Here is an 11,982-nt window from a genome sequence, read left to right on the forward strand (position 1 = left end):
TGCTCCCTCCCCTCGTCATTGCGAGCGAAGCGAAGCAATCCAGAGTCCCTCCGCGGAACGATTCTGGATTGCTTCGTCGCTTCGCTCCTCGCAATGACGGCGTTTGTGGCCGCGCCGTCCCTTACGTAGCCGTCCCCTACGCCGGCGCCCCCGACTTCACGAGCTTGTAGATCACCGAGTCCATCAGCGCCTGGAACGAGGCGTCGATGATGTTCGGAGACACGCCGACCGTGGTCCAGCGATCGCCGTTCTCGTCCTCGCTCTCGATCAGCACGCGCGTGACCGCGCCGGTGCCGCCGTTGAGGATACGGACGCGGTAGTCGATCAGCGTCAGGCCCTCGATGTACTTCTGGTACTTGCCGAGATCCTTGCGCAGCGCGACGTCGAGCGCGTTGACGGGGCCGTTGCCTTCGGCGGCCGAGATCAAACGCTCGCCGGCAACGTCGACCTTGACCACTGCAAGGGCGACGGTGACGCGCTCGCCGTGCGAATTGTAGCGCTGCTCGACATTGACGTCGAACTGCTCGACCTCGAAATAATGCGGCACCTTGCCGAGCGTGCGGCGCGCCAGCAGATCGAACGATGCGTTGGCGGATTCATAGGCGTAGCCCGCCGCCTCGCGCTCCTTCAATTCCTCGACCAGCCGCGTCAGCTTGGGATCGCTCTTCTCGTAGGCGATGCCGGCCCGGTCCAGCTCCGCGATGACGTTGGAGCGTCCGGCCTGGTCTGACACCAGCACCTTGCGATGATTGCCGACCAATTCCGGCAGCACATGCTCATACGTCTGCGGATCCTTCAGCACTGCCGAGGCGTGGATGCCGGTCTTGGTGACGAAGGCGCTCTCGCCGACATAGGCCGCATGCCGGTTCGGCACGCGGTTGAGCATGTCGTCGAGGGTGCGCGAGACCTTGACGAGAGTTGCGAGCTTTTCGGGCGTGACGCCGATCTCGAAGGCGTCCGAAAACTCCTTCTTGAGCTTCAGCGTCGGGATCAGCGAGCACAGATTGGCGTTGCCGCAGCGCTCGCCAAGGCCGTTCAAGGTGCCCTGGATCTGCCGCGCGCCGGCGCGCACCGCGGCGAGCGAATTGGCCACCGCCTGCTCGGTGTCGTTATGGGCGTGGATGCCGACATGGTCGCCCGGGATGTGTTTCGTCACCTCGGTGACGATGGCCTCGATCTCGTTCGGCATGGTGCCGCCATTGGTGTCGCACAGCACCACCCAGCGCGCGCCGGCCTCATAGGCGGCCTTGGCGCAGGCGAGCGCGAAGGTTGAATCCTCCTTGTAGCCGTCGAAGAAGTGCTCGCAGTCGAGCATGACCTCGCGGCCCGCGGCCTTCGCCGCCGCGACGCTGTCGCGGATCGACGCCAGATTTTCTTCGTTCGTCGTCTCCAGCGCGACGCGCACCTGATAGGCCGAGGACTTCGCCACGAAGCAGATCGCATCGGCCTTCGCTTCAAGGAGCCCGGCCACGCCGGGATCGTTGGAGACCGAGCGCCCTGCCCGGCGCGTCATGCCGAAGGCGGTGAAGCGCGCATGCTTGAGCTTGGGCTTGGTGCCGAAGAACTCGGTGTCGGTCGGATTGGCGCCGGGATAGCCGCCCTCGACATAGTCGATGCCGAGATCGTCGAGCATCGCCGCGATGACCTGCTTGTCGGTCAGGGTGAAATCGACGCCGTTGGTCTGCGCCCCGTCGCGCAGCGTGGTGTCGAACAGATAGAGACGCTCCTTGCTCATTGCGCAGCTCCGAGCGTCTTCTTCATCGTGGTGTTGGCGAGCCACTCGTCGTTGATGGTGATACTGTTGCGCTGCATGGCGACATAGCCGCGCTTGGCGAAGAAGTTTTGCGCGGTGTCGCTGGCATCGACCGACAGGCTGGTCGCGCCACGGCCGCCGGCGAGCTTTTCCAGCGCGTCCACCAGCATGGTCGCGATGCCCTGACCGGTCACGGCGGGATGCACATAGAGCATATGGATGTGATCGGCCCCGCGCAGCGAGGCGAAGCCGACGGGCGAGCCCTCCAGCGTCGCGACCAGCGTCAGGTCGGCCGCGAGCCGCTTGCCGAACTCTTCGGTTTCCGCCGCTTCCATCCAGGCCTGCTGCTGCGCCTCGTTGTAGTCTTCGCCGGTCAGCTCCTCGATGCTTGCCGTGAAGATCGCGGCGAGAACCGGCACGTCATCAGGCAGGAACGGCCGCAAGCCGGGTTTTGGCAAAGTCTGTCCCATCGTCTTCACCACATCCCATAGAGTTTCAGCGCCAGCGCCACGGCGGCCACGAGCAGCAGGATCTTCAGCGCGATGTAATAGAGCCAGTGCCGCGGAAAAGGCGTGTCGGGCCGCTTCATCGCGCGACCTCCCACGTCGTCCCGTCCTTGGAGTCCTTGATCGCAACGCCCATCGCGGCAAGCAGATCGCGAATACGGTCGGACTCTTTGAAGTCCTTGCGGCTACGGGCGGCCGTCCGCTCCGAGATCAGGCGTTCGACTTCCCTGGCATCGACCCCGCTGGCCTGCCGCTTGCGCCCTTCCCACTGCGCAGCGCTTTCGGAGAGGAAGCCGAGCAGGCGCAACGAGCCCGCCAGCGCGCTCACGTCGCTGCCACGCAGGCCGTGCAGCGCCGCGATCGCTAGCGGCGTATTGAGGTCGTCGAGCAGCGGCTCGACCACGGACGCGGCCGGCTGGCCGGGCTCGGCGTCGGCCGCGACCCGATACCAGTCGTCGAGCGTCCTGGCGCTCTCCTCCAGCGACTTCAGGGTCCAGTCGATCGGCGAGCGGTAATGCGTCTTCAGCATGTTCAGACGCAGCACCTCCCCCGGCCAGTCCGCGAGGAGCTCGTGGATGGTGACGAAGTTGCCGAGCGACTTCGACATCTTCTCGCTCTCGACCTGCAGGAAGCCGTTGTGCATCCAGTAGTTCGCCATGCGCTCCTGGTGGAAGGCGCAGCAGGTTTGCGCGACCTCGTTCTCGTGATGCGGAAACACGAGATCGATACCGCCGCCATGGATGTCGAAATACTCGCCGAGATGCTTCCAGGCCATGGCCGAGCACTCGATGTGCCAGCCCGGACGGCCGTCTGCCTTGATGCCGGCCGGCGACGGCCATGACGGCTCACCCGGCTTGGACGGCTTCCACAGCACGAAGTCGGTGTTGTCCTTCTTGTAGGGCGCGACATCGACGCGGGCGCCGGCGATCATCTCGTCCAGCGAGCGATTGGACAGCGCGCCATAGCGCGGCAGGCCGGAATTGGCCGCGTTCATCGCCTGCGGCGAGAACAGCACATGGTCCTCGGCAGCATAGGCAAAGCCGCCGGCGATCAGCCTCTCGATGATCTCGCGCATCTCGCCGATATGCTCGGTCGCGCGCGGCTCGACGCTCGGCCTCAGCGCGCCAAGTGCGTCGACGTCGGCGTGAAACTGTCTTCCTGTCTGCTCGGTGACCTTGCGGATCGCCTCGTTGAGCGGGAGCCCCGGAAAATCGCGCGCGGCGCGGTCGTTGATCTTGTCGTCGACGTCGGTGATGTTGCGGACATAGGTCACGTGCGCCTCGCCATAGAGATGGCGCAGCAGCCGAAACAGCACGTCGAACACGATCACCGGCCGCGCATTGCCGATATGGGCGAAGTCATAGACGGTCGGTCCGCAGACATACATGCGGACGTTCTTCGCATCGAGCGGCACGAAGGTGCGCTTGTCCCGGCTCAGCGTATCGTAAAGGCGCAATTCCATATGGATACCCGTCGGCTGTTGGCCGGGCGTCCAGTGCTCTCAATGCTTTTGAGAAAAGACGGCTCCAGCCAGCGAATCGCTAGCTCGTAATCTCGCGGCAAATGCCACAAATGGCGAGGAGACCGTACATGCGGCCACATATGGGCTATCAGGCGCCCCCGCGTCAAGAGAGCCGCGAAAACGCCGTTTTATCTCCGCAAAGCGCGGCCGCCCCGCCTTGATGGTTCATCATCCTTAACCTTTTGAGTTTACTTGAAACCCGGCGGTTCCCTAAAGCCCCGGTGCACCCATGCGATCCCTGCTCGCGCTCGTCTCTTGTGCCTCCATCATCGCGGCATCCAGCGCATTCGCCGAGACCCGCGTCTTCATCATCGCCAACCAGGCGGACGGCTACGGTGTCGACCAGTGCCTCGCCAAGGGTGAGAAATGCGGCGCACAGGTCGCGCGCACCTATTGCCAGTCACGCGATTTTGCCCAGGCCTCGGCCTATCGCCGGGTCGATCCCGACGAAATTACCGGCTCTGTCCCAAAAACCGGCGCAAACTGCTCCCATGGCCATTGCGACGAATATGTCGCAATCACCTGCCAGCGCTGAATTCCCTCGGAGCTGGCGGACCTTAGGACCAGTTTTCGGCCCCTGAAACGACGTGACGATGCCGCAGGAAGCGGCTATTGGAGGGCGCGCGTCGGCCCCCAAAATCACGCCGGGCCGTGACCTCGCTAGAATGGCGGATATGCCTGAATTTTTGTCTCTCTCCCGTGCTCGCTCCATCCTTGCCTGCACCGTGCTTCTGGGCACGGTCGTGCTCGCCAACGGTGCTTTCGCGCAAGCGGGCCCGCCCGGCCCGCCGCCTCAGCCCGGCCAGAACGGGCTTGGACCAAATCCGATGTGCGTGCGGCTGGAAGGCCAGCTCGCCGGGCTCGATCGTGGCGGCGGCGGTGGCGACCCCGCGCGCGAAGACCAGATCCGCCGCTACCAGGATTCCCAGGCCAAGCAGCAGGCCGAGCTCGACCGCGTCACCATGCAGGCCAAGCGCATGGGCTGCGATTCCTCCGGCTTCTTCTCGCTGTTCAACGGCCAGTCGGCGCAATGCGGTCCGGTCAACACCCAGATCCAGCAGATGCGCGCCAATCTGGACCAGATCACCGGCAATCTCGAACGCCTGCGCGGCGGCGGCCCCGGCGGCTTCAGCCCGGAGCGCGACAACCAGCGCCGCTCGGTGCTGGCGGCGCTGGCGCAGAACAATTGCGGCCCGCAATATGCCAACGCCGCGCAATCGCAAGGCGGCAACTTCCTGAACAATCTGTTCGGCGGCGGCGGCAACAACCCCAACAATCCGCAAGGCGTGCCGCCCTCCGATCTCGGACCACAATCCGGCACCTACCGCACCGTGTGCGTGCGCACCTGCGACGGCGCCTATTTCCCGGTCTCGTTTGCCACCGTGCCGGCGCGCTTCCCCGACGATGAGAAGACCTGCAAGGCGCTGTGCCCGGCCGCGGAAGCCGTGCTCTACACCCATCGCAATCCCGGCGAGGACATGAACTCCGCGGTCTCCACCAGCGGCCAGCCCTACACGGCGCTGCCGACCGCGTTCAAATTCCGCAGCGAGTTCAACCCGTCCTGCTCCTGYAAGGCCGCAGGCCAGACCTGGGCCGACGCGCTGAAATCCGCCGACGACAAGGCGGCGGCCGAGCAGCAGGGTGACATCATCGTCACCGAGGAGAGCGCCAAGAAGATGCAGCAGCAGCGGCTCAACAAGGGCACGCCTGCGACTGCCAAGAAGGGCGCGGCTCCCGCGCCGACGACGGCCAGCGCACCGGCTGCGGCAGCGCCTGCGGATACCGGCACGGCCACCAATTCGTCGGAGAACAAGCCGATCCGCTCGGTCGGCCCGACGTTCCTGCCGCAGCAGCAGAAGTAGGCTCTAACCCGTCATGCCCCGCGAAGGCGGCCGCCAGGTGCGGCCGTTTCGCTGTTACTGCTTACCCTCGCGGCTCCACGGGAAGAGATTGGCCGGAAAGTCCGCTGCGTAGCGCTTTCCCTTCGGGGGCGGCGGCGGCTCGTCCGGTGGATTCGGATTCGGCTCGACCACCCGCCGATAGAGGTGCCAGGTGGCATGACCGAGCACCGGCAGGACGACAGCGAGACCGACGAAGAACGGCAGCGAGCCGATCACGAGCAGTGCCGCGACGATGAGGCCCCATCCGGCCATCGCAACCGGATTCGCGGCCACTGCTCGGAGCGACGTGCGGATCGCGTCGATCGCAGTCGCATGCCGGTCGAGCATCAACGGAAACGACACGACGCTGACGCACAAGGCCACAACCGCAAACAGGAAGCCACAACCGCAACCGACGATGATGAGCGACCAGCCCTCCGGTGTCGTCAGCACGCGCGTTGCGAAGTCGGGAATGCTTGCGGCCGCCGCGTGACCGAAGATCGTGACATAGATTGCGTTCGCGACACCGATCCAGGCCCCGAACAGGACCAGCAGAAGCACGCCGAGCTCGACCATGGCGCCGAACGACGGTGCGCGCAGCACCTTGATCGCATCCCATGCATCGACCTCCTCGCCGCGCTCGCGACGCCGGCTGAGTTCATAGAGACCGATCGCGGCAAAAGGGCCGATCAAGGCAAAGCCGGCAGCCAGCGGAAACAGGAGCGGCAGCACCGAATAGCCGAGAACCATCCTGAACAGGACGAGACCGAGAACGGGATAAATCACGCACACGACGATCGCGTGGCTCGGCATCGCCTGGAAATCCTCCCAACCCAGGCGTAGGGCCTCGGTCAGGTCGGACAAGCTGATCTTGCGAATGGGGTAGGAGGCCGCTTCGCCGAACAGGTGCCGCTTTATGATGTTGTCGGGATAAAGAGTGGCCATGGACACACCCTCCTCTGCTGAAAGTCGCGGCGGCAAACGGCGCGCTTTCCGGCCGCGCGTATCCGCCCTTATGTGCGGGAGACGCGATCGAGCCGAGTACGGCAGTTCCAGGCTCAACGAGGAAGGAGCTTAGCCGGACGAAACCCGTCGCGACCTGCGYCCCGAGCTTAGCGCGCGCGATCTGGAATGACCAGCGCTCCCGGCTGGGTGAATTGTGCGTCGCATATTTTGTGCGATGCATCACATCGAGAATGCGACTGACGCTCGCCAGCTTGCACGGCAACATGGATCGCCCACGCCGCCTAAGCGTGCTGACATGCTATTGACGCCGGGTTCGCGGGGGATCATTTTAAAAGTCTGGACGCCCCCAGCGGTCGCGGTCTTCCTCTTGAATATCGCGACCGGTTGAATGGGCGAGGCAAGAGGCGCGGTGATGGCGCATATGTCAGCATAGATGTCCGCGTAGAGAAAGTCCGCCATCGCGACAGACGTGAGCTCCGCCCTGGATTCGTATCCGTAGCCTTCGATGGCAAGGATGGATCAGGATGGCTGTCGCACTGATACTGCTTCTGGTCGCGATCGGCTCGGTGCTGTTTCACCTCTACAGCCCGTGGTGGTGGACGCCGATCGCCACGAACTGGGCCTATATCGACCACACCATCAGCATCACGTTCTGGATCACGGGCTTCGTTTTCGTCGCGGTCATCGCCTTCATGGCCTATTGCGTCTTCCGCTTTCACCACAAAGAGGGAAGGCGGGCCGACTATAATCCGGAAAACAAAAAGCTCGAATGGTGGCTGAGCGTCGGGACCGGCGTCGGCGTCGCCGCCATGCTCGCGCCCGGTCTCGTGGTCTGGCACCAGTTCGTGACGGTGCCTGCGGATGCCACCGAGGTCGAAGTCATGGGCCAGCAATGGCAATGGAGCTTCCGCCTTCCGGGCAAGGATGGGCGGCTGGGCACATCCGATGTCCGCAACATCGCTTCCGACAATCCGATGGGGCTCAATCGTGACGACCCGCATGCGCAGGACGACGTCGTGATCGAGAACGGCGACCTGCACCTTCAAATGGGAAAGCCGGTCAAGGTTCTCCTCCGCTCGGTTGATGTCCTGCACGATTTCTACGTGCCCGAATTCCGCGCCAAGATGGACATGGTCCCCGGCATGGTGACCTACTTCTGGATAACGCCGATCCGAACCGGAACGTTCGATGTTCTATGTGCGGAGCTCTGTGGCGCGGCTCATTATCAGATGCGGGCCAAGGTCATCGTCGACGAAGAGCGTGAATATCACGCTTGGCTTGAGCAACAAAAGACGTTTGCCGAATTGTCGCCGGCGCGAGCTGTCGTGAAGGCGACGTACCAATCCGGCGGCAAGTAGCAGGCTGCCGCTGCGAAGATCGGGTGCACGAGGCCAATGCCTCACCCCCGATGGAAACGACCGAGGAGGTTTCTATGGTCGATATTCCATATGAAGGGATCGCAGGCATCCCGCCTGCCGAAGTACCTGAAGTCGAGCTCTATCATCCAAGGAGCTGGTGGACACGGTATGTCTTCTCGCAGGACGCCAAGGTGATCGCCATTCAGTATTCGCTGACGGCCTCGGCCATCGGGCTGGTGGCCCTGGTGCTGTCGTGGCTGATGCGACTGCAACTGGGATTCCCCGGCACCTTCTCTTTCATCGATGCCAACCAGTACCTCCAGTTCATCACCATGCACGGCATGATCATGGTGATCTATCTGCTCACCGCATTGTTCCTGGGCGGCTTCGGCAACTACCTGATCCCGCTGATGGTCGGCGCCCGGGACATGGTCTTCCCCTATGTGAACATGCTGAGCTACTGGGTCTACCTGCTCGCAGTCCTGGTGCTGGCCTCGACATTCTTTGTCCCCGGCGGCCCCACCGGCGCCGGCTGGACGCTCTACCCGCCGCAAGCCATCCTCTCCGGAACGCCCGGGCAGGATTGGGGCATCATTCTCATGATGTCGTCCCTGATCCTGTTCATCATCGGCTTCACCATGGGCGGGCTGAATTACGTGGTCACGGTGCTGCAGGCGCGCACCCGCGGCATGACGTTGATGCGCCTGCCCCTGACGGTGTGGGGCATTTTCACGGCGACCGTCATGGCGTTGCTGGCATTCCCTGCACTGTTCGTTGCCTCGGTCATGCTGCTGCTCGACCGTCTCCTGGGAACCAGCTTCTTCATGCCCTCCCTCGTCGAGATGGGACAGCTGTCGAAATACGGCGGCGGCAGCCCGCTGCTCTTCCAGCACCTGTTCTGGTTCTTCGGCCACCCCGAGGTTTACATCGTCGCCCTGCCCGCCTTCGGCATCGTCTCCGATCTGATCAGCACGCATGCGCGCAAGAACATCTTCGGTTATCGCATGATGGTCTGGGCCATCGTGGGGATTGGTGCGCTCAGCTTCGTCGTGTGGGCGCACCACATGTATGTGAGCGGCATGTTCCCGCAGTTCGGGTACTTCTTCGCCACCACGACGCTCATCATCGCCATCCCCACAGCGATCAAGGTCTACAACTGGGTGCTGACCCTGTGGCGCGGCGACATTCATCTCAGGGTGCCGATGCTGTTCGCCCTCGGCTTCATCATCACCTTCGTGAATGGCGGCCTCACCGGCCTCTTCCTCGGCAACGTCGTCGTGGACGTGCCCCTCTCGGACACCATGTTCGTGGTCGCGCATTTCCACATGGTGATGGGCGTGGCGCCGATCATGGTCGTGCTCGGCGCGATCTATCATTGGTACCCCAAGGTCACGGGACGGATGCTGAACGACCTCCTCGGCAAGTTTCACTTCTGGGTCACCTTCCTCGGCGCCTACCTGATCTTCTTCCCCATGCACTACCTTGGACTGCTCGGGGTTCCGCGCCGGTATTTCGAACTCGGCGACACGGCGTTCATCCCGTCCTCGGCCCATACACTGAACGCCTTCATCTCCGTGGTGGCCTTGACCGTCGGCTTCAGCCAGATGGTGTTCCTGTTCAATCTTGCCTGGAGCCTGTTCAAGGGCGAGGCCTCGGGCGGCAATCCGTGGCGGGCGACGACGCTGGAGTGGCAGACGCCGGAGACGCCCCCCGGACACGGCAACTGGGGCAAGGAGCTCCCGGTCGTGTACCGCTGGGCCTATGACTACAGTGTGCCCGGCGCCGCGGAGGACTTCATTCCGCAGAACCAGCCGCCACGCGCGACGCAGTTCGTTCAGGGAGCTGCTTCGTGAGCGCCATCATCCTGTTCCTGGCTGTGCTTGCGGTGATCGCCGGATGGTGGCTGTCGCAGCAGCGGCTGATGGCCAAGCCCTGGCTGGAGGAAGGCTCGGTCGGTGACTTCCCCGGCGGCGATAGCATGACCTGGCCGGCAGCGAAGGTCGGACTTGGCGTGTTTCTCGCTGTCGCGAGCACACTGTTCGTCCTCTTCATCAGCGCCTACTCGATGCGCATGAGCGTGGTGGACTGGCGGCCGCTGCCGGTCCCGCGGCTGCTGTGGGTCAATACGGGCGTCCTGGTCCTGAGCAGTGTCGCGCTGCAATGGTCGTACGTGGCTGCCGGGCGAGACGATACCGAGAGCGTCAAGATCGGTCTGCTCGCCGGCGGAGCATCTGCCGTGATCTTCCTCGCCGGACAGCTCCTGGCCTGGCAACGGCTCGGGGCTGCCGGATATTTCGTGGCGTCCAATCCGGCGAATTCCTTCTTCTACCTGTTGACTGCGGTGCACGGGCTGCATCTGACGGGCGGCCTGGTGGCCCTCGGGCGAACCTCGGCCAAGGTGTGGCGCGGCACCGAGATCGCCGACATGCGCTTGAGCGTGGAGCTGTGCGCCATCTACTGGCACTTCCTGCTGTTGGTCTGGCTTGTCCTGCTCGGTCTTCTCACGGGCTGGACCGACGATTTCGTCAACATCTGCCGTCAATTGCTGAGCTAGGGAGGCGAGACCAGATGGCTGAAACCGTGCTGACACATTCGGGCCAATCGCCTGCGCGGCTTGAAGGCTGGCGCGGCATCGCCGCCGACTGGGCGTCCGATCAGCGCGCCTTCAAGAACGTGTCCTGGGGCAAGGCCATGATGTGGATCTTCCTCCTCAGCGACACCTTCATCTTCAGTTGCTTCCTGCTCTCCTACATGACGGCGCGCATGTCCACGACCGTGCCGTGGCCGAATCCCAGCGAAGTCTTCGCCCTCAATATCGGGGGCAACCACATCCCGCTGATCCTGATCGCCATCATGACCTTCGTCCTGATCAGCAGCAGCGGCACGATGGCGATGGCCGTCAATTTCGGCTACCGCCGCGATCGCGTGAGAACCGCAATCCTGATGCTGGTCACGGCGGCATTCGGCGCAACCTTCGTCGGAATGCAGGCGTTCGAATGGACCAAGCTGATCATGGAGGGCGTCCGGCCCTGGGGCAATCCATGGGGCGCGGCGCAGTTTGGCTCAAGCTTTTTCATGATCACCGGTTTCCACGGCACCCACGTGACGATCGGCGTGATCTTCCTGATCGCGATCGCGCGAAAGGTCTGGCGTGGAGACTTCGACGTCGAGAGGCGCGGCTTCTTCACAAGCCGCAAGGGCTATTACGAGATCGTCGAGATCATGGGCCTGTACTGGCACTTCGTCGATCTCGTGTGGGTGTTCATCTTTGCATTGTTCTATCTTTGGTGAGGTCGGCGCATGACAAACGCGGCGGTACACATGGAAGGCCAGCTCCACGCTCCGGCGCACGGCGCAGTCGCAACAGCAGCCGTGCACGCCAAGGGGCAACAGCACCCGATCAAGCTCTACCTCGTGGTCTGGGGCTGGCTGTTCGTCCTCAGCACGTGCTCCTACCTCGTCGACTACTTTGGCCTACACGGCTACCTCAGGTGGTCGCTGATCCTGCTGTTCATGGTGTTGAAGGCCGGCCTGATCGTCGCCGTCTTCATGCACATGGCCTGGGAGCGGCTGGCCCTCACCTATGCCATCCTGCTGCCGCCGATCGCGGTAATGGTGTTTGTGACCATCATGGTGCTCGAATCCGAATACACCCACTTGCTTCGGGTGATGTTTTTCGCAACCCCGTCGTAGCGGCAAGCTGATTTGCACTGTCATGCCCCGCGAAGTGTTTAGCCCGGACAGATCACTGACGGGTGTTCGGAGACATAGCTGACACATCAACATTGGCTGGATTGGTCCGATTCGGGAGGCCGTCCATGCCTTGGAGCGAGGTGTCAGTGATGGATCAGCGTCACGAGTTTGTGCGGCTGGCTTTGCAGGAGGGCGCCAACCGGCGCGAACTGTGCCGTCGGTTCAACATCAGTCCTGACGTCGGCTACAAGTGGCTGGCGCGCTGGCAGGCCGGCGATCGGGAGCTGGCCGACCGCTCCCGGCG

At 63.4% G+C, this 11,982-nt stretch carries 12 protein-coding genes; 8 read left to right on the forward strand and 4 right to left on the reverse strand.

Annotated elements, in window-relative coordinates; genetic code table 11:
• Positions 1 to 136: 136 nt before the first annotated feature.
• The 3 genes from cimA to cysS all read right to left on the reverse strand — a co-directional run bounded on the left by cimA (position 137) and on the right by cysS (position 3,721).
• Positions 137 to 1,735 carry a citramalate synthase gene (gene cimA, locus AB4Z51_RS11285; RefSeq protein WP_441497415.1) on the reverse strand — a complete coding sequence of 533 codons (1,599 nt, stop codon included), beginning with the start codon at positions 1,733 to 1,735 and terminating at the stop codon, positions 137 to 139.
• On the reverse strand, positions 1,732 to 2,223 hold the full coding sequence (locus AB4Z51_RS11290) for a GNAT family N-acetyltransferase (RefSeq protein WP_063986451.1): 492 nt from the start codon (positions 2,221 to 2,223) through the stop codon (positions 1,732 to 1,734). The genes cimA and AB4Z51_RS11290 overlap by 4 nt, the downstream gene beginning before the upstream one ends.
• A gap of 115 nt (positions 2,224 to 2,338) precedes the next feature.
• On the reverse strand, positions 2,339 to 3,721 hold the full coding sequence (gene cysS / locus AB4Z51_RS11295; protein WP_441268357.1) for a cysteine--tRNA ligase: 1,383 nt from the start codon (positions 3,719 to 3,721) through the stop codon (positions 2,339 to 2,341).
• Positions 3,722 to 4,010: 289 nt separating this feature from the next.
• Between cysS and AB4Z51_RS11300 the strand changes: the two genes are divergently transcribed.
• Positions 4,011 to 4,316 (forward strand): hypothetical protein, encoded by a 306-nt coding sequence (locus AB4Z51_RS11300; RefSeq protein ID WP_354117388.1) that lies wholly within the window; start codon positions 4,011 to 4,013, stop codon positions 4,314 to 4,316.
• 130 nt (positions 4,317 to 4,446) lie between these two features.
• Positions 4,447 to 5,643 carry a DUF2865 domain-containing protein gene (locus AB4Z51_RS11305; protein ID WP_441268358.1) on the forward strand — a complete coding sequence of 399 codons (1,197 nt, stop codon included), beginning with the start codon at positions 4,447 to 4,449 and terminating at the stop codon, positions 5,641 to 5,643.
• Positions 5,644 to 5,697: 54 nt separating this feature from the next.
• Here AB4Z51_RS11305 and AB4Z51_RS11310 read toward each other — a convergent pair whose 3' ends face one another.
• Positions 5,698 to 6,606, reverse strand: a complete 909-nt coding sequence (locus AB4Z51_RS11310; RefSeq protein ID WP_166105719.1) for a DUF2189 domain-containing protein — start codon at positions 6,604 to 6,606, stop codon at positions 5,698 to 5,700.
• Positions 6,607 to 7,151: 545 nt separating this feature from the next.
• Between AB4Z51_RS11310 and AB4Z51_RS11315 the strand changes: the two genes are divergently transcribed.
• The 6 genes from AB4Z51_RS11315 to AB4Z51_RS11340 form a co-directional block, all read left to right on the forward strand.
• Positions 7,152 to 7,985 carry a cytochrome c oxidase subunit II gene (locus AB4Z51_RS11315; RefSeq protein ID WP_071915136.1) on the forward strand — a complete coding sequence of 278 codons (834 nt, stop codon included), beginning with the start codon at positions 7,152 to 7,154 and terminating at the stop codon, positions 7,983 to 7,985.
• A gap of 74 nt (positions 7,986 to 8,059) precedes the next feature.
• The gene (locus tag AB4Z51_RS11320) at positions 8,060 to 9,838 is read left to right on the forward strand and encodes a cbb3-type cytochrome c oxidase subunit I (RefSeq protein WP_441268359.1); all 1,779 of its coding nucleotides are present in this window, start codon (positions 8,060 to 8,062) and stop codon (positions 9,836 to 9,838) included.
• Positions 9,835 to 10,539 carry a cytochrome c oxidase subunit 3 gene (locus AB4Z51_RS11325; RefSeq protein WP_441268360.1) on the forward strand — a complete coding sequence of 235 codons (705 nt, stop codon included), beginning with the start codon at positions 9,835 to 9,837 and terminating at the stop codon, positions 10,537 to 10,539. The genes AB4Z51_RS11320 and AB4Z51_RS11325 overlap by 4 nt, the downstream gene beginning before the upstream one ends.
• A gap of 14 nt (positions 10,540 to 10,553) precedes the next feature.
• Entirely contained in the window at positions 10,554 to 11,276 is a 723-nt protein-coding gene (locus AB4Z51_RS11330; RefSeq protein WP_085404836.1) for a heme-copper oxidase subunit III family protein, read from the forward strand.
• Between the two features lie 9 nt (positions 11,277 to 11,285).
• On the forward strand, positions 11,286 to 11,678 hold the full coding sequence (locus tag AB4Z51_RS11335; protein WP_085404837.1) for a cytochrome C oxidase subunit IV family protein: 393 nt from the start codon (positions 11,286 to 11,288) through the stop codon (positions 11,676 to 11,678).
• Between the two features lie 125 nt (positions 11,679 to 11,803).
• Positions 11,804 to 11,982: helix-turn-helix domain-containing protein (locus tag AB4Z51_RS11340; RefSeq protein WP_441497416.1), on the forward strand; the 179-nt coding region annotated here is incomplete at its 3' end.

Origin of the sequence: Bradyrhizobium sp. 2TAF36 (assembly GCF_052114925.1) — a bacterium.
GTDB lineage: Bacteria > Pseudomonadota > Alphaproteobacteria > Rhizobiales > Xanthobacteraceae > Bradyrhizobium > Bradyrhizobium barranii.